The following is a 22,099-nucleotide window of genomic DNA, read 5'->3' as shown; positions in this document are numbered from 1 at the left end:
CACGATAACTTAAAGAAAAACGACAATAGTAGCCGACGGCTACCAATATAATATCCTTTTTAAACTGTTTTCCTTTAAAATACCCCATATATCATTCTCCTGCTCACACTTTTTCTACAGGTTATCTCAGTTTAGAAATCTTTGCAACAGAACCGAAAAACTTAATTATTTAAAAGAAATCGTAGAAGATCACCAAGAACACCTTCAATTTTCGCAAGATCCTGATGCACGAATTGGACATAAAACAGCGGACTCTTCTTTCTTTGGTTATAAAACACATATTGCGATGAATGAAGAACGTATCATTACAGCTGCGGTGATTACAACGGGTGAAAAAAGCGATGGAAAATACCTTCAAACATTGATTGAAAAAAGTCGTGAAACAGGGATGGAAATTGATACAGTTATTGGAGATACTGCTTATTCGGAGAAAAATAATATTCAATATGCCAACCAAAATCAATTACAATTAGTATCGAAATTAAACCCAATCGTGACACAAGGACCGCGTAAAAAAGAAGATGAATTTGAGTTTAATAAAGATGCGGGTATGTATGTCTGTAAAGCTGGGCATATGGCTATTCTTAGAGCACGTACGGGTAAAAAAGGAACAAACAATAGTCAAAGTCATACCTATTATTTTGATATTGAAAAATGTAAGGTATGTCCATTCAAAAGTGGTTGTTACAAAGAAGACGCTAAAAGTAAAACGTATTCTGTGACAATTAAATCCACTGAACATAAGAAACAACAAGCATTTCAAGAAAGTGCATATTTTAAAGAAAAGGGGAAAGAGCGTTATAAAATTGAGGCGAAAAATAGTGAACTTAAGCATAGACACGGGTATGATGTGGCATCTTCCTCGGGTCTGATTGGTATGCAAATGCAAGGTGCAATGGCTATATTCGCTGTCAATTTAAAACGAATCCTAACCTTGATGAAGGAAACAAAGTAAAAAAGAATAAAGAGAAAGGCGACTTTTCATTCAAAATGGAATGAAAAGTCGCCTTTCTTGTTTTACATCCGGTTTGTAAACCGAAAAACGTAAGTTTTTCAGTGGCCTCATTAATTTCGGACTCTTTTTTCTTTTTAGGGTGATTTTAACTTTTTAAGTTGATGGAGGTAGTGAGCCCACTTATAAAAAACTTCACCTTCCAATAGAATTTATAATTGGGAGGTGTACCAAACGGAAGTTCCCCAGCACGAAATTATTCTAGAAAAAATACAAGGAGCCAAATATTGCTGCTCCCAAAACATACATTGCTATTTTTACCGGCTTAGAGTTTGTAAAATTAAAAATGATATTTCGTAATGGAATTAAAGGAACCACAATTAGCATGGCCAACGGATTCATATTCCCAAAAATGAAAAATCCGGTAATTAGTGAAAGCAAAACGATAATTGCCTGTATCATCCATTTTTGTTTAATGATTGTGACTAGATGAATCGGCAGATAAAACCCCGTTGTGATGGTCGTAAATTCTGTTTTATTTAGTTTTGAAAGAAAGGTCTCAATTAAAATTAAATCGGTAATAAATAGACCAAGGTGCACTATTTGTGACTCAATATAAAAATAAGAAATAAACCCTATAATAAAAGTGAAGATGCAAATATTTAGGAGACCTTTAAGATTAAACAGAGCCCTTGTCACTTCTTTTGCTGTGAAAAACATAGAATCATAAAAATTTTCCATAATCCTATGCTTGGAAACCTTATTATTTTTTAGCAATTCGTTTTGAGCTGATGCGATTTGTAAAAAGTCCTGATTGATTAATCCTTGAAACATTGTTCCCATGACTCGGTAATAAGAGTATAAATAATCGTATTTAAATGATTTGATGAGAATCAAATGGATCACCATAGCCAGAAAGAGAAAGATTGATGGCCAACTGTTTGAAACTTGCACCGAGAGCAAAATGATCAGTATAGAAACGGACAAGATGGAATACAGTTTAATTGAGGAAATCTGATATTTAATAAATCCAATATAGTTGGCTAAGCTGTTGGCGATAAGCGATACAAACAGAATAGGCGTGAAATCTGCCTTCAAGATCAGCAAGACTGTTACAATAAAGAGAGAAGAAGCAACCGTTTTAAGAAAAATGTGCAGTTTTAGGCGATTTAAAGAAAGAATCTTCATTTCAAAGATCTGGAACGGGATATTCATAATAGGATTATTTTGGAAGACCTTTGCCAAACTGTAAGCAAACAAAGCAGTTGGAAACCACTTCATAACGAGATTTTCATGCGCTTGAAATAACTCCACGGACAATGGGAGAAAAAATACGAACAACAATAAAAAAACGAACGCATTAAATTTGTTCTTTTTTATCAGCCGAATGTACTGTCTTATTTTATTAAGGCTTAAATAATAGACTGAATCAAACATCATAGCTATCGCCTATCAATTTAGTGATTTGTTTTCGATCTAAGGTTACCGGTTCAAACTCCAATAATTGGCCATCCTTCAAAATCAAGTATTTATCACAAATGGTTTCCAAACTGTCTAAATCATGGCTCGAAATGATTTGAATCCTGGTTGCTGATTTGTGATTCAGGAACATCTGTTCAACAGTATCAACTTGTACTGGATCTAGGGTGATGAATGGTTCATCGAAGAAAAAGACATTCGACTCTCGCAGCATTCCAATGGCAATATTGATGCGCTGCAAGGTTCCTCTTGAAACACTTCGTGGATAATAATCCATATATTCTTCCAGTTTTAGCTGTTTTGCTAGGTATTGTATTTTTTCGATTGCATCCTCCTTTGATAGTTTATTTAGTTTACAAATGAAAAGCATTTGTTCACGGGCAGTTAGATCCTGGTATAAAACAGGCGTATCACCAATAAAGACGAAGGGGAGATCAAGAGTATCCACAGTGTTAATATTATCGCCATGAAATAAAACATTTCCCTCATGATTCCTAATGATCCTCATCAAGATTTTTAGTAATGTTGTTTTGCCTGCTCCATTACGTCCAATTAATCCATAAATGTTCCCCGGCCTGAATTCGAAGGTAATTCCATTCAATACCTTCTTATCCCCATACGATTTTGAAATTGAATCTAATTGAATCATATCTTCACTTCCCGAAAAATAATAATTTAATTCTAACATTGGAATTAGAATTCCAACAAGAATCCTTGATGACCATCCAATATTTTATAATTTTCTATGAAATCATTGAATTGAAACGAGAACAGCGTTTTTAGATTACTGTTACCATCTTGATAGGGAACAGCTTTCCCGACTATATTGAGGTGGCCGTTATAGAAATTCAAAATGGTTGAGTAATTGACGATTTCCTTCAGTATTAGAATTTTATCGCGGTCATCTTCTCTGATGATCCTATTCGTAGTAACTCTTTCAATTCTTGTTATGCTTCTCATGGGTTGATAACTCTCTATTAATTGTGCTGAAAATAATTCCTCTTTCTTCTCAGTACCCGATAAATGATCATAAACAAAAAACTCAATCGTATCATTTTCATTTTTCCTTGTAACCCCGATTTTACTGTCACAGATATATTGATAAAACAGATTTAGCAGGATTGTTAATTCTCTTTGCTCAATCAATAAATAGCGATAATGGTTTCGCTGGCAGGTTTGTTTGGTTATTTTGCGTTCCATCAAGCTATTTAGAAAAGCTTCAATCTTTTTGATGGCATGTTTATCGTTTTTAATAATTGCATTGTTAATCTCAACATCTTCTTCCACAAGGAAACAATAAAGTTGGATCATGTCCAATTGTCCATCCTCGCTAAATGAAAAGGAAACCTGATAGTCATCCACTTGTAAGTTTCTTCCTAACATCATCGAATGGAAAGTTGAAACAAATTCCTCGCATATATGCCAACAAGGATTCGTCCTATCGAATGGTGAATGTTCCATAAGGCTTTCCCAAAATTCTCTTTTATAAAACTTATGATATGAAATGGTGAACACTTTATTAATGAATTGCATTTCCCAGCCCCTTAATAATGATAGACGGAGAGATATATTTGACTTTGACGGTCGCCCCTTTCTTACCGCAGAGGCTATGATATTCATTACTATTACTGCAAAAGACAATCTCTTTATCAAAAAAATGCCTGACATCTAGATACAAATAAAACGGTTCAAGTGGCGCTGTGAACTTGCCTGATTCTATTAAACTAGCTTGAGATACTTCGACAGAAAAATCACCCGTAAAAATGTTGACTTCACCCATTCCGATTTTATGTATATAGATTCCTTTGTTAATAGTTTTAATGTGATTCTCTTCCGAAGTCCTTCCGGGTTGAATAAACATGGACCGCATCCTGGTAATCACCGGCATTTTGGGATTCTCTCTGCGCCCATTGCCGGTATTATGAGAATGTTGCTGATCCGAGCGGCTGCTAAGCAAATGAAGGATTTCACCGTTCCTAATCAATGAAATGTTCTTTGTGATGGGGTCGCCATTATCATCAAAGGTTTCCGACGTATTATAATTTTCAAGTATTGTAAGTTCTTTGCTGAATTTCCGTACATTTCCCCTATTTAATGGGGACCGGAAAAAATGATCAGTCTCTAAAAAATGGCCTAAAAATTCGTGGAAAAATAGTCCTGATGAGTAACTGTTAAAGACCACTTCACAAGGATCTAGATCATTTGGTAATGATTTCTTTGCAGAATGAAACCAATTAATTTCATTCTTTATTGCCGCCAATACGCCATGAATACTATCTTTGTTGATTCTTTCAATAACTTGGAAATCACTGATTAGATTGATGCCAAATTGATCAATATTATAGGAAATAATATAATATGCTTCCTCCTGCAAGCCAGCTAAGGAGTCAGAATCAAATAACGATTTTTTGTTGCTGACAGTTTCAATCGCTATTTTTGTTTCACAATGAAACATTTGATCAATTGAGTGAATCCATTGCTGTATATCCTGCAAGATTCCATTTTTAATCAAGTCTCTGTTTGAATTCATTTGTTCATGCAATCGTTGAATTATGTTTTGTGGCAATTGATATTCCTTGGATAAATATTCAAGCAAGACATCCGAGGAATAAATAAAATTCTCAATCCTATTCTGATTGGAAATCTGCAAAGAGAACTGCCCTTCATCAGAAAAGTCACGGTTGATAAAGCTGGAATCAATCATAATTGTATTCCGTGAATGGCTAAAAAGCAGGAAGCGATCAGGTGCATTGCAAGCCTCATTGAACATGGAATTCCGCTCAAGCTTTTTGCAGATATCGTTGCACATGGCATACCTCTTCGGGCTGGTCGAGCATGGATGCGATACAATTTCCGCATTGATCATATAATTCACAGGAACCGCATAATTTTTTCACAGGAGTAGGCAACAACATTGAATACTTAATATTATCAAAATGCAAGACCTCCAATAATTCCTTTTCCAAGACATTTCCTAGCACGATATCAGGAATGGCTGGACACGGAGTAATATTTCCATTTGGCATGACATGCAGTGCATTATATCCGGCGCCGCATTTATTTGGATGTTCAATTTGGTCCATCACGGTGCTAACTTTTTTCTCACAAATGTCCAAGCCAACAAAAAAGTCTTCCGTACTATACTGTTTATTGGATGACTGAAGGATTTCGGCAAAATTATTTGCCACCTCTGTCGGAACATGATTTTCCTTGGCCCTTCCGGAATTTGAGGTTAAACCGATGTTTATGCCTTCACAGCCAATATTTTTGCATAATTCTATTAAGGCAGGTAAATCGTTTGTATTATAGTCATTCATTGTATAGGAAACTGCAACGGAAATGCCTCTTTGTGTCATTTTTTTAATATTGTTCACAGATTTTTGGAACGCACCTTTTACATTTCTGATAAAATCATGATTTTCCTCTAATCCATCCAAACTGACTTGTATTCCTAAATTCGGATATTTCCCTAACAAGTCCATCGTCCTCTCACTTATTGAAACTGCATTAGAGGCGAATGTTGCGGTAACCGCATTTTTTCCAAGAAAATCAACTAGTTCATTAACATCCCTTTTTAAAAAAGGTTCGCCACCAGTAATAAAGAAACCAGTTACACCCAAATTGACAAAGTCATTGGCCAATTCTATAAATTTTCTGATCCCCATTTCTTCGCTTTTTGCGCTTCCCGAGGAATTGAAACAATGAATGCAATTGAGTTGACATTGATTCGTTAGCTCCATGGACACGGAGATCGGTGTGACAATATTCTGGTTCCCATATACCCTTGGACGTCGCTCTCTTTTTTCAGAACCTATTTGAATGACTCCATACTGTTTATATTCATTCAAAAACTGGGTTATTGTCTTTGTGTCTTCTTCATCTAACAAATACTTAGATCTGAAGTTCTCAATTATTTCATCAACTGTTTTTTCCCCATTACATAATTCGATGATTTCATACCCTGTACGATTAAAATCGTGTTTAATAAATTGATTGTCACGCAGCAGTATTGCAGACCCACCATCATAACTTTGGATGATCCTGCAGTAATCATTAATATATGGATACATGTAATCCCTCCAAATGTCTGATAAAAAAGAGAATTTCCATTAACATGGAGATTCTCTTTTTTAATTTTCATTAAACTGCTAATAGGTATTGGTTCCAGCAAGCAGTTACTACTCTTGCTTTAAATGGAGTAATGGCGCAGGCTGCAATTTGAGATTGTTTCGTTGCAGGTTTTTCAAATTTCATTTTAGTCCCCTCCTTTGTATTTGAAAAAAATTAAATAAAAGGAAAAATTATCAAATCCCTTTATTCATTTATATCTTAGCATAAATTTCTAAATCAATAATATCTCATTTGCGAAAAATTTCGACAAATCAGTGAACAGTGAGAGGGTAGATAGTTAACAAAATAATATCAGGCCGATAATGCTTCCATTTAAATACATTTTCCTTTTCCATACCAATCATGCACCTTCTTTAAATTAGTAGTATCAGTATGTCCAGGGTTTGTAGATTTATTGTAATTGTCCTGAAGTTTTTGCACCAGAACTCTATTCCCTCATGTCAAAAGAGTTTTTTTTTCTTTATTGTATAAAATTTATATAATAAACGTGGAATTAAACAAAGCGGACAATTGAACCCCGTAACTCATCCTCATATCCCAAGCGTTGATTCCTAGCCAAAATATTTTAACAAACGTTTGTTTAATTTTCCCATAACTAATTTCTTCATCATATAAGTAAAAAAATATAAGAAAACTCCATTTGCATATATTTAAGAATTATATTTAGTCATAACAACAAATTCCTTTTATTATAGTTAATTATTCCGAATATAAATATATGTATATCTGTAAGAATGGAATTTTCTAGTAATAAAACGCAATAAATTGTTTTGTTTTCTTAATTCACTAAATATTCAAAATTAAAATCCTCAAATGTTAATATTTGTTATATAATGAACTTGTCACACCAGTCATTAAGTAGTTCCCGATTGTGTCTATTGAAATATGTTTTGTTACCCTTGCTTTCATTAAAACAAAAAGAACTTGTAGTGATTGCTACAAGTTCTTTTTGTTTTTCTAGTTAAACCTGAACGTTCTTTCTTCTTAAGTGGAGATTATTTTGTACAATTTGATGTTTTTACAAATGATGGACAGCTGCATTACCAAGTGAAGAAAATTCCAAGGTGGGGTAAAACACAATATTCACTGATAGACCATAAAACCTCAAAAACATATTCTATAACATATGAAAGTTGGCAAGTTATATCCCCTGAGCTTCTTATTAAATCTGATTCTTGTGAACTCACAGTAAAGAAAGCACCAATGGATTGGGCAAAATTTTATTATCGAGGTAAGGAAGTGGCAAGGTGGAGAATGAAGACATCAGAATGGTTTAAAACATACTTAGAGATAGAAGAGGATTCTCCTATACAAGAACCAGAATTTTTTACGGGTATTGCACAAATTCTGTTTTATGTCGGTGAGTAATTAACTTCCGCTTTTTGAGACGTTATGTTAATCTGGCATGTATAAAGTATACATTGTTCCTTGTTCAACAAACGATCCAGATAGTGGAAGAAGGGGTTTTCTTAAGAAGATAGAAGTAGTGTTAGTTAAGGAGGTTGCTGGGCTATGTGCGAGGTGATAATTTATGAGTATTAGTATAAGGAAGGCTACGAAAGCTGACTTTTCTGCAATTCAACAAGTTGCTCAAATATCATGGAAAAAGGCTTATAAAAATCTTATCCCTGTTCCAGTTCAAGAAAAGTATATAAAAACGGCTTATTCAATAGATCAGCTTCTTCACAAACTTGAAACAACAGTTTTTTTTGTAGGAGAAATAGAAAATGAAATTATTGCATTTGCTAACTTATATCGAAGTGAAAAAGAGAATGATCTTTCTTCCATATATGTCCATCCTAAATTTCAGTCAAAAGGATTAGGCAGCACTCTTTTAAAAAAAATAATAAATGAATTACAAAGTGGCGATGAATTAGTAGTCTATCTCGAAAAAGGTAATCATCAAGCGGAATTATTTTATCGGAAACAGGGATTTACTCATGTTGAAGAATTTAGTGAATCTTTCTTTGGTTATACCTTCAAAACGGTTAAAATGTCTGTATTTATTTAAATTTTAACTGTTCAAGAATCGGGCGCGATTGTTGAATAGAGGTACCGCCCCACATCCATCAACTCAAGCATTTAGGCTCTATTTTTAAAGGTAAAAGCACGTTATTCCTTCTCTTATATGAATGAGAAGGAATAACGTGCTTTTTATGAATACACATCCAAAACAAGAGTTATCTTTATTTGCTGAAGAATTGTATCGTTTATAAAACCCTATGCAAGTTACTCTGCACAGTTTAAACTAGACGTACTGAACTATATGAATGACCAAGGGACGTCATCGGATGAAGCAGCGGCAATTTTTAATATTCCTTCATCTGGTTTAATTCGTAAATGGAGAAAACAATTCGCATCACAAGGAACAGACGCCCTTATATCAAAGAAAGAGGGACGTTTAAACATGGTGAAGAAAACAAAAAAATCTACTACACCTATTAAAGGATCAATCGAAGAATTACAAGTAGAAGTAGAACGCTTACGAATGGAGAATGCATATTTAAAAAAGTTGAATGCCTTAGTTCAAAACAAGGAACAATTACAAAACAAGACAAAGTAAAAATAATTTTTGAATTAAGGGCTGAATTTCCTATACAGACAGTATTAAAATTTGCCTGCATTCCACGTAGTACATATTACTACTGGGTAAAAAAATGGAATGTCCCTGACAAAGATGCCGAACTAAAAACACTCATTCAAACTATTTATAATGAACATAAAGGACGTTATGGTTACCGACGTATTCTTGATGAGCTTATGAACCGTGGGTATCAGATCAATCATAAAAAGGTACAACGTATCATGAAAGAGTTGGGATTATCCTGTCTCGTTCGCGTGAAAAAATATCGCTCTTATAAAGGAAATGTTGGCAAGGTTGCTTCTAATATTTTAGAGCGTAATTTTCAAGCGGAAAAACCAAATGAAAAATGGGTTACGGATATCACAGAGTTTAAAATACTTGGAGAAAAGTTATATATGTCACCCATGTTAGATTTATTTAATGGAGAAATTATAACGTATACCATCTCTTCCAAACCAACCTATTCCCTGGTTTCCAACATGTTAAATCAAGCTTTGGAACGTTTAACAGAGGCCGATAGGCCCCTTATCCATTCTGATCAAGGTTGGCATTATCAAATGGAGAAATACCGTTGTTCCCTTACAAAACATGGCATTACACAAAGCATGTCACGGAAAGGGAATTGTTACGACAACGCAGTGATTGAGAATTTCTTTGGCATCATGAAATCTGAACTTCTTTATCTACAAGAATTTGAAAGTGTAGAACATTTAAAAAAAGAGTTGGCTAAGTATGTAGAATATTATAATCACAAACGAATTAAGGCAAAATTAAAAGGTATGAGTCCGGTGCAATACCGAACACATACCAAAGGGGCTGCCTAATAAAATAAGATGTCTAACTTTTTGGGGTCACTTCAATGTATGGTGACCCCTATGAGTGGAACAGCTAATGTAGCATCTGCAATGTGATACTAGAAATGCCTATTCGTTAAAAAATTTTAATACACGATTATTTATATATAGAGGATTCTCCATGGACATTAAATGGCCTACATCCCTCACCAATTCTACAGTTAGATTGGGTGATGAATTTTCAGCACATTTGAAAGCTTCTATTGGGTTATACATTACTTCATTCTCTCCTAACATTAACAGCATAGGCGTTTGAATTTCGGCTAACTCTTGATTCGTAAAAATATAAGGAAATCCCTGTTCTGTTGGAGTTTCATTTTTCACTGAATTATTCCACATCATTCCTGCTACCAATTGTTCTTGAATAAAAGGATGAATAGTGTATCGATTATCAAAAATCCACTCTAAAAATTTCTCGACCCCTTCCCTACTATTCATCATTCCTGAAGCATAGGAAAAAAACAAAGGATAAAAAGGAATATACGTTGCTGCAGGACTCATTATTACAGCATTTTTTACCTTCTCTGGAAAAAATGTCAAGAAGTTAACAGTATGCAAAGCACCATATGACAATCCTACAATGTTCGTGCTATTAATTTCTAATGTATGTAATACTTCTTTTAACCATAGTGCGTAACTTAAGCGATCTGTAAAGCCTTTTTTTGGAACACTTTTATTTTTATCTCCTAAAATATCAATGCACATTACTCTAAATTGTTTACTCCAGTGTAAAATATTTGAATACCACATTGTCGAACTCATTTTTGCTCCATGGAGTAATACGAGAGGTTGTGCTAATTTATTACCACTTTCAATAATATGAGTCTTCCCTTGAGATGTTTCTACAAAGTAAGATGAAAAACTAGTTGGCCATAATTTTAGACTTTTCTCATAAGATTGTAGATAGTTAGTTTCTTGATATTTTTGTTCTAAATTCTTCATTTTAGTTCCCTCCATGTAACTCATTTTCATAGTTCACTTTTAAAGTCACAGTAGTTTTGCCTTACTTAATACCCATTTTAAATTTAAAGGTTTCAATTTCATTGACTGCCTTGTTATATCCTCCAGCATTTTTTAAAGATTTCCCAATTCTATGGCTATTTTTTGTATAAATATGATTTGATAACACATGTATTGCTGTATTACGTAATATTTCTGGAGTAAGCAAATTACGATTTAACTGGACTCCGGCTTCTAATTCTTCTATTCTTTGAGCAACTATAGGCTGATCTCCCATTACTGGAATAACTAGCATAGGAACACCAAAATATAAGCTTTCACTGGAACTATTCATTCCCCCATGTGTAATAAATAGATCAGTATGTTGTAGAATGTCTAATTGAGGAACGTAATTATATAGATTAAAATTAGAAGGAATATTTTCTAATTGACTAATATCATTTTGTTCCCCTACAGCTAATATGACAGTAACCGGGCTATCTCGAAATGCTTCAAAACATGTGTGATAAAAGTCGGGTTGCTGGTTAAATACTGTTCCCATAGAAATAAAAATTAACTTGTTTCCCTTTTCCTGTTCTAAGGAAAAAGAATTTACATCTTTACGCTGTGCAATAGAAGTCCCGACAAATATATAAGAATCATCAAATTCCTCTACATTTGGTTGATACAATTTTGATGTATATACAATTGTAATATCCCCCGGGCATGTCATCACATTTTGTTTTTCATTAAGGGTAATGCCATAAATATCTTCCCATTTTTTCAAAATATACATGACTTCCTGATATAAAGGAGATTTTTTATTTTCTTCTCCATGATTTTTCATAAGAGTAGAGGCTATCTTTTTAGTAATGGAAAATGTTGTACATGAAGAAATTTTAGGTAATTGTAATACTTCTGCTATGATCCATCCAACAGCAAAATTATTATCATATATAACATAATCGTATTCTTCTTCTTTTACTTCCTCTAAAATTATCTCTATTATTTTATCCATGGATTTTACTATGTGTAACAATAGTTCTTGAGAATCTATTTGCCCACTCATTCTTTTTACCATGTCTATTTGTGATATGAAATTTTCATATGGTCGAAACAAAGCTCCTGTATTCTCTATTTTACTTCTATACTCTTCTACGCAATAGTAAATAACTTCCTCACCTCTTTTTATTAGTTCTTCGACAAGTGCAATTGTCGGATTAATATGTCCTTCTCCTGGAAAATTAAACATTAGAACTTTTGCCATATTATTGTTCCTCCCCTAAAGTTTAAATAACTATTCTATTATTACTAATATCAATCACGTACTGATATTTGAAGTAAAGGTAAAGATTTTCTCTTTGAATAAATTTTTACTAAATATCCTTTCTATTCAAGAGTTTTTCTCCTTTCATTTTAATAAAATCACTTGTGCTATTACATGGAAGAAACAATTAAGAAACAAAGTTGATATAAAAAATCACATAATTCCCGCTCTCTATTTCTCTCATGTATAATAAAAAATAACTAAGAGTAGAAAGGGCTGAATTATGCGCAGATATCAATATTTTTAATCTACCCATCACCAATATAATGGAGGTAAAAGTATTGATTACAGAATTATACACACAAAGATTACATTTAAGAAAAACAGAAGAATCCGATTCATTAAATTTATTTAAAATATGGTCTGATCCAGATGTTACGAAATTTATGAATATTATTAATTTCACTACTGAGAATCAAGCAAAAGACATGATTAAATTTCTAAACGATCTGGCTCAAAGTAATAAAGCACTCCGATTTACTATTATCGAAGCAAAATCTAATCAAATTATTGGTTCATGTGGTTATAATTTCTTAGATTTTGAAAACTCCAAAGCTGAGATTGGTTATGATATTTCAAAAGCATTTTGGGGCAAAGGATATGCACCTGAAGCAATCTCAGCTTTATTAGACTATGCATTTACTGATTTAAAGCTAAACCGCATTGAAGCAAAGGTTGAACCTGCAAATCTAAATTCTATAAGCGTGTTAAAAAAATTAAAATTCACATTAGAAGGAACCTTAAGAAAAAGTGAAAAATCAAATGGAAAATTCATCGATTTAAGTATCTATTCGAAACTAATAACTGATTGATTGTACTCTCTCCCCCTATACTTCATTGAAGTATAGGGCCTTTTTATTCCTTAATAAAATTAAAATTATAAATCAATAAAAAATTGATTTCGTTTCTAGTTACTAACCTACAACTCAAAACTCTTTATAAAGGTACACTTTTATAGGCATATCAAATGCTCCCTACATCTTTGAACACGTAATAATAAAAAGCGAACCAAAGGGTGTACCTTTTGATACTGTACAAACAAATTAGTAATAAATTTCTCAATAGGGATATTGCCACTATTTTTAGTTATAATATTCAAAATTAACAGTTAATGTAATATGATAAAAAAGTGATGGTTATCACCCTATTTGTTTCTCCTTATGTCAATGATAAGACCGAGTTCTTGGTCTTATCTTTTTTATTTATATATTTTCTTGGAGGATGAATGGGTAGATGGAATATGTGTAAAATTTGAGGTTCTGTTGCGAAGTTTTGTTAAGGTTAAGTGGTGACAACAAAAAGTTGTATATTTTATGCGATTGTTAGTAGCTCCTGTAATTCATTGTATGTCGAAAAACCGAAATCTGAGCCAAGACTTCGGTTTCGTTTATATAAAGCATGAATGGTTTCGATGCCTTTCAAGGTACGGGAAGTGTGGCGAAGATTTTGAAATCCTGCGGATTTGGAAAAACATCGCTTCACATGCCTATGGTCCTGTTCAATGAGATTGTTCAAATGCTTGCTTGTACAATGAGTTGTATGTATATAAAAACCTTGTTCTCTTAATTTGTTAAATGCGCAAAGTAATGCTGGTGCTTTGTCTGTAGTGAGAACCGCTGGTTCTCTAAACGTTTTGACTAATCTTTTCATAAAGGCATAGGCAGCCTGATGATCCCGTTTTTTACGAAGTTGAATATCCAATGTGTGCCCATCTTTATCAATTGCACGATATAAATAACACCATTTTCCTTTGACTTTTATATAGGTTTCATCTAGTTTCCAAGATAATGGAACGTTTTTATTTTTCTTCTTCCAAATTTGATAGATAAGATTTCTATATTCATGAACCCAGCGCACGATGGTTGTTGGGTGAACCGAAACACCACGCTCTTTCAAGATTTCAGATACATCACGATAACTTAAAGAAAAACGACAATAGTAGCCGACGGCTACCAAAATAATATCCTTTTTAAACTGTTTTCCTTTAAAATACCCCATATATCATTCTCCTGCTCACACTTTTTCTACAGGTTATCTCAGTTTAGAAATCTTTGCAACAGAACCTCTTTTAATCTACGATATAGGGGTTACACAACCGAAAAAAGAAAATTGTACGTTAAGGAATATTTTTACATGTTGTTAAGAAATAAAAAACACAGGGAAAATGATTTTCCCTGTGTTTTTTATTTCTTCTTTATTCTATTTTTTCGTAATGGACGTAAGTTTTCAAAATTCACTTTTTGATTTAAATTCCAAATATAATCACCAGTAAGTGCAATATGTTCCCAGCCTAATGGAGAGATGTGTTGAATATATTCCTCTGGAATATGAATGCCATTATTCCGCAATGTTTCAATTGCAAGAGAGATATAAGGGGGCTCAGGTGTTTTTTCCACTGAGCTCCTAATGGGGTTATATGGTAATAAAATATAATACATCAATAAATTTCGAATATTTTTTTTGAAATTTACAGGCTTGTAGGATATACCCTTGATATATATACATATGTGATAGAATAAAAAGCTTATTGAAACTTGCATTTCCTCATGAATTCTACATAAAAGAACTTTAAAAAAAACATTTATAACTTGAATTTTTTAGTATTATTCTCACTAGGATGTTATAAGAATAGCTATTCCCTTTCTTTATTACCCTTTTTTTGAAGTTTAATTGATTGATTTTTTGGAAAAAAATTCTTAAAATTCCCATTTATAAATTGACTGTATACCTTTTTAGGATTAGAATCATTTATGGATAATAATTATCCATAAATGATTCTGTTGTAAGGATGGTTAATTTATGCGCATAAAATCTGGAATGGAACAAGCTGTTTATACTTTACTTTTGTTAACAAGAGTACCTGACCGTAATACTCTAACTTCCGAAGCAATAAGTGAACGTTTAGATGTATCCCCATCTTATTTGAAGAAGTTAATGAGATTACTGGTACAGGCCGGGTTAGTAGAATCAATAACAGGAACGAAAGGAGGATTTTCATTAGCAAGATCTCCAAAAGAGATTACTTTGTATGATATTTTCCAAGCAGTCGAAGGAAGAGGCGCTTTTTTTCAGGGAAAAGGCATGGCTCTGTCTGTTTTTGATTCAAAAGAAACTCATCCTCAAGAAGACTGTGTTTTAGCAAGGGTTATGAAAAAAGTAGAGGATAAGTGGGCTCAAGCTATGAGTGAAGAAACATTAACAACATTAATGGAGCAGATCGAAGAATTTTATGATGTAGAAAAAGTAGACGAGTGGATACGTGAGAAGACGTTGATAAACTAAAGTTTTCATAACACCGAATTATCACTTATTTCTACAGGTATACCATAATTTCTTTTAAAGGATTGTGAATTCTAATGCAATCCAAACGAAGCAAGAATAACAATCCTATTGAATTTATGTTTTAAGCATTAGGATTGTTATATTAAATTAAAAATTCCAAAATGTATCACTGCCTTATCGTGTAAATCTCTTAATAGAATGGGTTATGTACATACATAATCCATTTCTATTCTCCTTACACTTTAATTGACCTTGTGTAATAAAATTTTTATAACTGAATGGAGGGTTTGATTAGAAATGAAATTACAACGTGCTGACAATATAAACATGGAAGCATCTAAGGTTGAAGTGCAACCATCCGCTAGCATTTGGAAACTTGTTATCCTGGCAATGGGATTCGTAATGGCAACCCTTGATACAACGGTAGTAAATGTGGCAATTGCAGATATTCAAAGCTCTCTTGAAATTAATCTTACTGGAATTACGTGGGTTGTAGATGGCTATATCCTAACATTTGCTTCTTTTTTACTTGCGGGAGGTTCACTAGCCAATCGCTATGGTGCAAAAAATATTTATATACTTGGTTTAGGTTTCTTTATATTTGCATCACTATTATGTGCTACAGCACAGACCGCAAATATTCTTATAGCAGCTCGCCTTCTTCAAGGTGCTGGAGCAGCATTATTTATGCCAAGTTCTCTTAGTCTACTTGCACTTTCTTATACAGATGAGAAACAAAGAGCCAAAATGTTTGGTATCTGGGCAGCCATAGTCTCTACATCTGCCGGCATAGGTCCTTTTGTTGGTGGGGTTCTAGTAAATTTGGCTGGATGGCAGAGTATCTTTATTATTAATCTTCCAATTGGTATTATTGCCCTATTTTTTACTTACAAGATTATTTCTCAGTCACCTCACGTACAGAGTGAACTAAACCTTATTAGTCATGTTTTAGGCATTATTACATTAGCTGGTTTGTGTTTTACCCTAATTGAAGGTCCTTCAATGGGTTGGTTCTCTCTTCCAATTGTTAGTTCAGTCATTATAGCACTTTTAACTGCAATTCTTTTTGTTGTAAGAGAACGTAAGACAGAAAATCAAATAATTCCAAGCCAGTTATTTAAGAATCCTCCTTTCTCTGCGGCAAATATGGTAGGGTTTTTGCTTAACTTCTCTCTTTTTGGTGGCGTCTTTATGCTGAGTCTATTCTTACAAGAAGCTCGTGGTTCAAGTCCTTTTATAGCAGGATTACAGTTATTACCTATGATGGCGGTTTTCGTGGTAGGTAACCTTTTATTTGCTAAAGTAGCTACCCGTTTAGGTTCAAGACTACCTATGCTCGTGGCTTTATTTACAGCAGGAATTGGCTCATTGTTATTGGTGATCTTCATTTCGCCATCTATGCCATATTGGTTATTAGCAGTAATTTTCTCAATAATCAATTTAGGAGTAGGTGTAACCGTTCCTGCAATGACTGCAACGGTTATGCAAGCAGCAGGGCCATCTCATGCAAATATGGCCGGAGCTACATTAAATGCGAATCGACAAATTGGTGCTTTGGTTGGTGTAGCAGTTATGGGCGTTATCATTCATTTATCAGGAGGCTGGTATAATAGTGCAAGTAATACATTCATAACTATGAATATCGCTTATTTAACAGCAGCATTTTTAGTGTGGCGTTTCATTCGAACAGAAACTAAATCATAATTCAATAACTGTATCATAGTACATATGTTAATTATTACTGACTAAAATTTTAATTTATAGAGATAGACAAAAAACAATATAAAGAGTTTGAATATTGGTAATATAAATAAAAAAACAAATTTTTCTATACATTTTTCTTCTAATTAAACCAAATAAGGTTTAGTTAGGGGTCACACGACCGAAAAAAGAAAATTGTATGCTAAGTAATATTTTTATATAAAAAGACGATTCTTTTCTATATTAAAGAGTCGTCTTTTCATCTTTTTTCAATTCTCTTAATTTCCGATATAAAGCAGCTTGACTTACACCTGTGATGGCGCAAATTTCTTTAATTGTTTTCTTTGTTTGTTGGCGTAATTCAATTGCATGGTTCATCCCTGCATGTTGTTCTGTATATTTTTTTATTCTACCCTGATACACTCCTTTTTGTTTTGCAAGTTTAATTCCAGCAATTTGTTTTTCCTTAATCATTTCTCGATCTAACTCACTAAAGGCTGACATAACTGTTAAAAAGAATTTTCCTGTTGGGGTTCTTGTATCAATTCCTAAATTTAAAACTGCGAAGTGGACACCTTTTTTACGAAGATATTCAACAAATTGTAGCAATTGAATTGTATTCCGTCCTAGTCGATCCATTCTTGTTACAACGAGTGTATCTCCTTTTATTAATTGCGAAAGTAAATCATCTAATTCTATTTTTTCTTGACTTACACCACTGATTTTTTCTTTAACAATCTTATCAACTCCATATTTTAGAAGTTGTTCTATTTGTGTATCTAAATTTTGATCTTGTGTACTGACACGAGCATATCCATATATCATTTTTTCACCTTTGTCCTCTTTATTTTTGATAAGTGTTATTGATAGTCTGTGAACCCTTAATTATCAAGGGGACAAATTCTTATCAATAGGGTGTACCCTATTGATAAGAAAAAATAGACTGATCGGTTTTTACCGTTCAGTCTATTTTTAATTACCTTACTCCAGAAAAGCGCCCGTTTGTTGAACAAGATTATGTTAATAATTGCAGCCATTTATGTTCTGGCTCTTGTGATTGTATTGCTTTTCGTAGCCAATTTTTATTTTCATCATCAAGATAATCTTGAGACAGCAAGAACAAAATTATTCTTCATTGAAAATAAATGCAGGGTTAATGCTTATAGGATTTTTCATGACAAATAGCTTCTTCTGGATCATCGAAAAAAGGAGAGTCTTGAAAGCAGCAGATACGATGTATGGTCGGATCCCTTTCACAAATTTTGACGAAGTAAAAAACAAATTTCCCATTCGCTCTTGAATTTGGTGAATTTCCTCAATCTCCTCACTTCGAATTTCTTGGACTCTACAGAGAACTTTAGCTGAGACATCACATTTTTGTAGCGCATCCCAAATAACATCAGCCGCCACAGCTGCTGTCGTTACTGCTAAAGAAACTCCTATTGCTCCTACAGGAGATGAACAATGAGCAGCATCACCGATCAGCAAGCAGCCATTCTTTGCCCACGTTTTAACCATATGATTTTTAGCTTGAAGTGGTACGAATGGTTTAAAGTCAACCAAAGATTCAGCAAATTCATGAAATCCTTTGTTAGCATGCATAATTTCCTGACGAAAATTTTCTATCCCTTGACGCTGTGTTTCTTTCCATTCACCCCGTGGTAAAGCAATGCCTACTTGAAGTAAATTAGGGTATTTCGGCAGTGTTATATAGCTGTGTCCCTCTGTGATTTTAAATCGTAATTCTTCTCCCCAATGAGAAGGCCGTTTTACACTGAACCAGATTAGATCACCAGGATAATGTTGATATTCTAATTCAAAACCACCTAAACGACGAATCGTGGAAAACCGTCCATCAGCTCCGACTACTATTTTCGCCTGAATCTCAAGCAACTCTTTATTTTCCCCATCAACAACCACTCCTGTTACTGTTCCATCCTTCTCGAGCAGTTTTTTTACCGGGGCATGAAACATCATATCAAACGTTGGATATTCCTTTGCTTTTTTGTACAGTGCTTGAAGTAAAATAGGCTGAGGAATCCAGAGAGCATAAGGTGCTTCTGCAATCATGGAAGTAAAATCAAAGTCACCTTTCTTTTTATCATAATGATAAAATGCACCTTTCTTTAGCTTAGAATGAGGCAATTGTTCGATATACTCGCGTAATTTCAATTGATTAAGCAATTGAATAAAACGAGGCTGAAGCACTTCTCCACGGTATTCACGATCAAAATTATCGTGGCTCTCCAAGACGATTACTTGAACACCAACCTTAGCCAGTAATAAGCCCAACATCATACCTGCTGGTCCTCCACCAACAACAATGACATCCTTTTGTAATTTTTTATCAATCATTACACATATTTCCTCCCTGTATTTAAATATCGACATGGAATTATATGAAAAAAATCGATGTAATGCTTGCTTTTGTTATTCAAGAATATGGCCCGATTGCTGAATAAGCCATAAATAAATTTTGTTAATCAACAGCTTCTTCTTTTTTATTGACTTTGAACTCTCTAACTGATTCTAGCAAACTGTCAGATTTCCTTTCTTCGAGGTCTTCAAGAAAGTCAATAAATTCCCCTTCGCCATTTTTATCTCCAAAATATTCCATTAAGTCATTGAGTTCCCATTCAATAGTCTCTAAATCTTGGGTTGAACAGGTGGGTTTTGGTGCAAAAACTTCAGGGAAATTGCAAATAATCTCTAAATCTTGGACATACTGATACTATTACTCTAAAAAAGGTGTGTGATCGGTATGAAAAAGGAAAATTTGTTCAAATGGAAGCACTATCAACCTGATATTATCTTATTAACGGTAAGATGGTACCTACGGTACAATCTAAGTTTTCGTGATTTGGTGGAAATGATGGAGGAACGAGGTTTGTCTATTGCTCACACCACTATTATGCGCTGGTTGCATCAATATGGACCTGAATTAGATGAAAGAGTACGACGTCATCTTAAGACAACAAATGATTCCTGGAGAGTCGATGAAACGTATGTGAAAGTAAAAGGGCAATGGATGTATTTATATCGCGCAGTCGATTCAGACGGAAATACCATTGATTTTTATCTAAGTGAATCAAGAGATAAACAAGCAGCCAAGCGCTTTTTCAAGAAAGCCTTGGCTGCTTCTCATATTTGTAAACCTCGCGTAATAACAGTAGATAAGAACCCTGCCTATCCTGTAGCAATTCAAGAACTAAAAGAAGAGAAACGTATGCCTAAAGGCATACAACTAAGGCAAGTTAAATATCTCAATAATATAGTGGAACAAGATCACCGTTTCATTAAGAAACGTGTACGTTCTATGTTAGGATTCAAGTCATATGAAACAGCTACTTCTATATTGAGTGGCGTTGAAACCATGCATATGATGAAAAAAGGACAACTTCACTTACAGGTGAAGTCTGCCCAAAATGAAGTTAGATTCATACATAAATGATTTGGAATTGCATCATAATCTACCATTGAACAGTCTATGCAGGTTTCTATGCCTCTATCAAATGATTTTTGCACCAGAACCATATTGACTCATATATCTCACCATCCATATAGATTTCTAAGTTCTCTAGATACATATGATTGTGATACCATATTTCGAATTTGTACCAGAAAAATTACAATATAGAAGCATTTAGAAAAAAAGAAATCCACCCTTTCTGGTATTATTTTATCATTTTCCGACAGAAGACTCCTTCCTCAAAAATGTGAAGGTGTGAAAACACCAATTTTAGGTGGGAGATGAATGTCGGTAGGCGTAAGCCTACTTTTTTTAGTATACTGTAGGTATCCTACGAAAAAAGTGAGGTGCAACCCATGTTAGTAAATAAGGCATATAAATTTCGTATCTATCCAAATAAGGTACAAGAAATATTAATTGCTAAAACCATTGGGTGTAGTCGCTTTGTATTTAACCATTTTCTTGCTCTCTGGAATGACACCTATAAAGAGACAGGAAAAGGATTAACCTATCCTTCTTGCTCTGCCGAGCTTACTCAATTAAAAAAGCAACAGGATACACTTTGGTTAAAAGAAGTAGATAGTATTGCTCTTCAATCCACATTAAAAAACCTCGCAGATGCTTTTTCGCGTTTTTTTAAGAAACAAAATGATATTCCACGATTCAAATCTAAAAACAATAAGGTTCAATCCTACACAACAAAGCAAACGAACGGCAATATTGCGATTGTAGGTAACAAAATGAAATTACCGAAACTTGGCCTTATTCGCTTTGCCAAAAGTCGTGAAGTAGAAGGTCGTATTCTACATGCAACGATTCGACGTAACCCAAGTGGTACATACTTTGTATCTATCCTTGTCGAAACAGAGATACAAGAAATGCTTAAAACGGAATCCACTTGTGGAATGGACGTTGGGTTAAAAGATTTTGCTATTCTTTCTGATGGAACAACATATAAGAACCCTAAATTCTTCCGTATATTAGAAGAAAAGTTAGCAAAAGCACAGCATATCCTTTCCAGAAGAACGAAAGGTTCTTCGAACTGGAACAAGCAGCGTGTGAAAGTTGCAAGAATCCATGAACATATTGCCAATGCAAGAGCTGATTACTTACATAAACTCTCTACTGAAATCATCAAAAACCACGATGTCATCGGTATAGAAAACTTACAAGTCAGTAACCTGCTCAAAAATGGAAAGCTTGCAAAAGCAATTAGTGAAGTATCTTGGTCACAATTTCGAACGATGTTGGAATATAAAGCAAAATGGTATGGCAAACAAGTTGTTGTGGTATCTAAAACATTTGCTTCTAGTCAGTTATGTTCCAATTGTGGATACAAGAATAAAAACGTTAAAAATCTAATAATTCGTGAGTGGAATTG

The 22,099-nt window shown here is 33.8% G+C and carries 18 protein-coding genes and 4 pseudogenes; 9 read left to right on the top strand and 13 right to left on the bottom strand.

Annotation, left to right across the window (positions count from 1 at the left end; all coding sequences use genetic code 11):
- A pseudogene (locus tag KFD70_RS27260) lies at positions 1 to 88 on the bottom strand (IS6 family transposase); the annotation flags it as partial.
- Positions 89 to 145: 57 nt separating this feature from the next.
- Here KFD70_RS27260 and KFD70_RS27255 point away from each other — a divergent pair.
- Positions 146 to 955 (top strand): annotated as a pseudogene (locus KFD70_RS27255) (transposase); the annotation flags it as partial.
- Positions 956 to 1,213: 258 nt separating this feature from the next.
- Here KFD70_RS27255 and KFD70_RS27250 read toward each other — a convergent pair.
- From KFD70_RS27250 to KFD70_RS27230, 5 genes are all read right to left on the bottom strand, one after another.
- On the bottom strand, positions 1,214 to 2,233 hold the full coding sequence (locus tag KFD70_RS27250; RefSeq protein ID WP_336454248.1) for a hypothetical protein: 1,020 nt from the start codon (positions 2,231 to 2,233) through the stop codon (positions 1,214 to 1,216).
- 148 nt (positions 2,234 to 2,381) lie between these two features.
- On the bottom strand, positions 2,382 to 3,080 hold the full coding sequence (locus tag KFD70_RS27245) for an ABC transporter ATP-binding protein (protein ID WP_336454249.1): 699 nt from the start codon (positions 3,078 to 3,080) through the stop codon (positions 2,382 to 2,384).
- A 44-nt stretch (positions 3,081 to 3,124) separates the two neighbouring features.
- Positions 3,125 to 3,964 carry a hypothetical protein gene (locus KFD70_RS27240; RefSeq protein WP_336454250.1) on the bottom strand — a complete coding sequence of 280 codons (840 nt, stop codon included), beginning with the start codon at positions 3,962 to 3,964 and terminating at the stop codon, positions 3,125 to 3,127.
- On the bottom strand, positions 3,951 to 5,240 hold the full coding sequence (locus KFD70_RS27235) for a metallopeptidase TldD-related protein (protein ID WP_336454251.1): 1,290 nt from the start codon (positions 5,238 to 5,240) through the stop codon (positions 3,951 to 3,953). Before KFD70_RS27235 ends, KFD70_RS27240 begins: the two co-directional genes overlap by 14 nt.
- Positions 5,212 to 6,501, bottom strand: coding sequence for a PqqD family peptide modification chaperone (locus KFD70_RS27230; protein ID WP_336454252.1), 1,290 nt, complete (start codon positions 6,499 to 6,501; stop codon positions 5,212 to 5,214). The genes KFD70_RS27235 and KFD70_RS27230 overlap by 29 nt, the downstream gene beginning before the upstream one ends.
- A 994-nt stretch (positions 6,502 to 7,495) precedes the next feature.
- Here KFD70_RS27230 and KFD70_RS27225 point away from each other — a divergent pair.
- From KFD70_RS27225 to KFD70_RS27215, 3 genes and pseudogenes are all read left to right on the top strand, one after another.
- Complete coding sequence (locus KFD70_RS27225) at positions 7,496 to 7,930, top strand: tubby C-terminal domain-like protein (RefSeq protein ID WP_017154502.1); 435 nt, start codon at positions 7,496 to 7,498, stop codon at positions 7,928 to 7,930.
- A 163-nt stretch (positions 7,931 to 8,093) separates the two neighbouring features.
- A complete protein-coding gene (locus tag KFD70_RS27220) occupies positions 8,094 to 8,573 on the top strand; it encodes a GNAT family N-acetyltransferase (protein ID WP_336454253.1) in 480 nt (159 codons plus the stop codon).
- A 195-nt stretch (positions 8,574 to 8,768) separates the two neighbouring features.
- Positions 8,769 to 9,970, top strand: a pseudogene (locus KFD70_RS27215) (IS3 family transposase); the annotation flags it as partial.
- Between the two features lie 99 nt (positions 9,971 to 10,069).
- Here KFD70_RS27215 and KFD70_RS27210 read toward each other — a convergent pair.
- Together KFD70_RS27210 and KFD70_RS27205 are read right to left on the bottom strand one after the other, a co-directional pair.
- The gene (locus KFD70_RS27210) at positions 10,070 to 10,942 is read right to left on the bottom strand and encodes an alpha/beta fold hydrolase (protein ID WP_336454254.1); all 873 of its coding nucleotides are present in this window, start codon (positions 10,940 to 10,942) and stop codon (positions 10,070 to 10,072) included.
- Positions 10,943 to 11,003: 61 nt separating this feature from the next.
- The gene (locus KFD70_RS27205; protein WP_336454255.1) at positions 11,004 to 12,206 is read right to left on the bottom strand and encodes a macrolide family glycosyltransferase; all 1,203 of its coding nucleotides are present in this window, start codon (positions 12,204 to 12,206) and stop codon (positions 11,004 to 11,006) included.
- Positions 12,207 to 12,547: 341 nt separating this feature from the next.
- On the opposite strand from KFD70_RS27205, the gene KFD70_RS27200 reads away from it, so the two are divergent.
- A complete protein-coding gene (locus KFD70_RS27200) occupies positions 12,548 to 13,078 on the top strand; it encodes a GNAT family N-acetyltransferase (RefSeq protein ID WP_336454256.1) in 531 nt (176 codons plus the stop codon).
- A gap of 499 nt (positions 13,079 to 13,577) precedes the next feature.
- Here KFD70_RS27200 and KFD70_RS27195 read toward each other — a convergent pair whose 3' ends face one another.
- Entirely contained in the window at positions 13,578 to 14,264 is a 687-nt protein-coding gene (locus KFD70_RS27195; protein WP_336454257.1) for an IS6 family transposase, read from the bottom strand.
- A 185-nt stretch (positions 14,265 to 14,449) separates the two neighbouring features.
- Positions 14,450 to 14,638 (bottom strand): annotated as a pseudogene (locus KFD70_RS27190) (Tn3 family transposase); the annotation flags it as partial.
- A 427-nt stretch (positions 14,639 to 15,065) separates the two neighbouring features.
- Between KFD70_RS27190 and KFD70_RS27185 the strand changes: the two are divergent.
- Positions 15,066 to 15,548: an RrF2 family transcriptional regulator gene (locus KFD70_RS27185; protein ID WP_017154576.1), complete on the top strand. Its 483-nt coding sequence runs from the start codon at positions 15,066 to 15,068 to the stop codon at positions 15,546 to 15,548.
- 297 nt (positions 15,549 to 15,845) lie between these two features.
- Positions 15,846 to 17,252: an MFS transporter gene (locus tag KFD70_RS27180; RefSeq protein WP_336454258.1), complete on the top strand. Its 1,407-nt coding sequence runs from the start codon at positions 15,846 to 15,848 to the stop codon at positions 17,250 to 17,252.
- 240 nt (positions 17,253 to 17,492) lie between these two features.
- Here the strand turns inward: KFD70_RS27180 and KFD70_RS27175 are convergent, their stop codons facing one another.
- The 3 genes from KFD70_RS27175 to KFD70_RS27165 form a co-directional block, all read right to left on the bottom strand.
- On the bottom strand, positions 17,493 to 18,074 hold the full coding sequence (locus tag KFD70_RS27175; RefSeq protein ID WP_336454259.1) for a recombinase family protein: 582 nt from the start codon (positions 18,072 to 18,074) through the stop codon (positions 17,493 to 17,495).
- 300 nt (positions 18,075 to 18,374) lie between these two features.
- Complete coding sequence (locus KFD70_RS27170) at positions 18,375 to 19,604, bottom strand: FAD-dependent monooxygenase (protein WP_336454260.1); 1,230 nt, start codon at positions 19,602 to 19,604, stop codon at positions 18,375 to 18,377.
- A gap of 124 nt (positions 19,605 to 19,728) precedes the next feature.
- Entirely contained in the window at positions 19,729 to 19,866 is a 138-nt protein-coding gene (locus KFD70_RS27165) for a hypothetical protein (RefSeq protein WP_431613495.1), read from the bottom strand.
- Positions 19,867 to 20,010: 144 nt separating this feature from the next.
- On the opposite strand from KFD70_RS27165, the gene KFD70_RS27160 reads away from it, so the two are divergent.
- Together KFD70_RS27160 and tnpB are read left to right on the top strand one after the other, a co-directional pair.
- Positions 20,011 to 20,700 (top strand): IS6 family transposase, encoded by a 690-nt coding sequence (locus KFD70_RS27160; RefSeq protein WP_431613494.1) that lies wholly within the window; start codon positions 20,011 to 20,013, stop codon positions 20,698 to 20,700.
- 374 nt (positions 20,701 to 21,074) lie between these two features.
- Positions 21,075 to 22,099 (top strand): IS200/IS605 family element RNA-guided endonuclease TnpB (gene tnpB / locus KFD70_RS27155; RefSeq protein ID WP_431613493.1); only part of this gene is annotated, 1,025 nt, incomplete at its 3' end.

Origin of the sequence: Bacillus pfraonensis, assembly GCF_050768835.1 — a bacterium.
Classification (GTDB): domain Bacteria; phylum Bacillota; class Bacilli; order Bacillales; family Bacillaceae_G; genus Bacillus_A; species Bacillus_A pfraonensis.
The sequence above is the reverse complement of the archived record's forward strand: the minus strand, read 5'-3'. Positions and strand labels throughout refer to the sequence as shown.

Excerpts from the sequence above, each read along its gene's own strand:
- KFD70_RS27250 (WP_336454248.1), bottom strand. The coding sequence starts at position 2,233 with ATGAAGTGGTTTCCAACTGCTTTGTTTGCTTACAGTTTGGCAAAGGTC.
- KFD70_RS27245 (WP_336454249.1), bottom strand. The coding sequence starts at position 3,080 with ATGATTCAATTAGATTCAATTTCAAAATCGTATGGGGATAAGAAGGTA.
- KFD70_RS27240 (WP_336454250.1), bottom strand. The coding sequence starts at position 3,964 with ATGCAATTCATTAATAAAGTGTTCACCATTTCATATCATAAGTTTTAT.
- KFD70_RS27235 (WP_336454251.1), bottom strand. The coding sequence starts at position 5,240 with ATGTGCAACGATATCTGCAAAAAGCTTGAGCGGAATTCCATGTTCAAT.
- KFD70_RS27230 (WP_336454252.1), bottom strand. The coding sequence starts at position 6,501 with ATGTATCCATATATTAATGATTACTGCAGGATCATCCAAAGTTATGAT.
- KFD70_RS27220 (WP_336454253.1), top strand. The coding sequence starts at position 8,094 with ATGAGTATTAGTATAAGGAAGGCTACGAAAGCTGACTTTTCTGCAATT.
- KFD70_RS27210 (WP_336454254.1), bottom strand. The coding sequence starts at position 10,942 with ATGAAGAATTTAGAACAAAAATATCAAGAAACTAACTATCTACAATCT.
- KFD70_RS27205 (WP_336454255.1), bottom strand. The coding sequence starts at position 12,206 with ATGGCAAAAGTTCTAATGTTTAATTTTCCAGGAGAAGGACATATTAAT.
- KFD70_RS27195 (WP_336454257.1), bottom strand. The coding sequence starts at position 14,264 with ATGGGGTATTTTAAAGGAAAACAGTTTAAAAAGGATATTATTTTGGTA.
- KFD70_RS27185 (WP_017154576.1), top strand. The coding sequence starts at position 15,066 with ATGCGCATAAAATCTGGAATGGAACAAGCTGTTTATACTTTACTTTTG.
- KFD70_RS27180 (WP_336454258.1), top strand. The coding sequence starts at position 15,846 with ATGAAATTACAACGTGCTGACAATATAAACATGGAAGCATCTAAGGTT.
- KFD70_RS27175 (WP_336454259.1), bottom strand. The coding sequence starts at position 18,074 with ATGATATATGGATATGCTCGTGTCAGTACACAAGATCAAAATTTAGAT.
- KFD70_RS27170 (WP_336454260.1), bottom strand. The coding sequence starts at position 19,604 with ATGATTGATAAAAAATTACAAAAGGATGTCATTGTTGTTGGTGGAGGA.
- KFD70_RS27165 (WP_431613495.1), bottom strand. The coding sequence starts at position 19,866 with ATGGAATATTTTGGAGATAAAAATGGCGAAGGGGAATTTATTGACTTT.
- KFD70_RS27160 (WP_431613494.1), top strand. The coding sequence starts at position 20,011 with ATGAAAAAGGAAAATTTGTTCAAATGGAAGCACTATCAACCTGATATT.